This is a genomic window from Marinimicrobium sp. UBA4509, from assembly GCF_002388575.1.
GTDB lineage: Bacteria > Pseudomonadota > Gammaproteobacteria > Pseudomonadales > Cellvibrionaceae > Marinimicrobium > Marinimicrobium koreense.
In genome coordinates this window covers 594-1,502 of sequence record NZ_DGMV01000079.1, presented here as the reverse complement: position 1 = coordinate 1,502, position 909 = coordinate 594, and the positions used below count along the sequence as shown (strand labels likewise).

Annotated in this window: 1 protein-coding gene and 1 pseudogene; both read right to left on the bottom strand. The window is 63.8% G+C overall.

Translation table 11 applies throughout. The features are described from left to right. Positions 1-101 (bottom strand): RNA polymerase sigma factor region1.1 domain-containing protein (locus tag B3520_RS14785; protein ID WP_286876369.1); only part of this gene is annotated, 101 nt, incomplete at its 3' end. Positions 102-197: 96 nt separating this feature from the next. Continuing rightward, positions 198-909 (bottom strand): annotated as a pseudogene (locus B3520_RS14780) (DNA primase); the annotation flags it as partial.

Sequence of the window (909 nt, the reverse complement as noted above, 5' to 3'; positions counted from 1 at the left end):
TGGTCGTTCACCTCGGCATAGGTGAGATAGCCCTGCTCTTTGCCGCGGGCGATCAGCTCTTTGATGCGAGATTGTTGCTGCTGTTGAGCGGTGTCTGCCATTCGGAACCCTGTCGAACCTGAGGTGTGGAAGAAAAGCGCGGGATTATATCGCATATGTTGGGCTTGATTCCATAAAATCAACGCCCGCGCCCGGTTTTAGTGTGGAGTTTTGTGCGCCAGAGCCGCTTTTACCAGCGCTTCGCGCTCTTCGCGGCTTAATCCAGCAAAATCGCTGCTTTTTTGGCGCAGTTGGCTGAGTGCTTCGGTTTTTTGCCGTTCCGCCAATTGGCGCTGAATACCCTTCAGGCAATCGCAGAACGCCACCCGGGTGTCGTAGTCGGCCCGGGAGGGCTTGATGGCCCGATTGGCGCCGTGGGCGCCGGCGGCCACCAGCAGATCCTGACCGGCAATGGCCGCCAGTTGTTCCGCTTCCTTCGCGCCGTACACGCCGCGCCAGTGGCCGATAATGTGAGGTAGCTGATAATGCGGCCGCTCGCGTAATAACTTTAGCAGTTGGCCCAGGGACCGCAACTCCGGTTCGCTGTGTTCGAGCCAGAATTCCGGGGGTTCTTCGGCGGCCAGGGCCGGGTTGGCCAGCAGCAGACCAATGGCCTTGCGCGCCGGCGGCATCAGGTAGCGCTTGCCGGACAGGCTCGGCGGCGCCGGTGGGGCGGCCGCCGGCTCCGGCGCTGCATTGTCGAAGTACTCCTCCCCTGTGGGGCCCGGCTCCTGAGCGTAGGCCGGGGGCTCCTCGTAATCCGGGGGTGGCGGCCGGTCGTCCGCCGGCGCTATATCGACGGGCGCGGCCGGGGCGCGGGTTGGCTCGGCCTCGATCACCACCGGCTCGTGCACCAGCTCCATCAGGGTG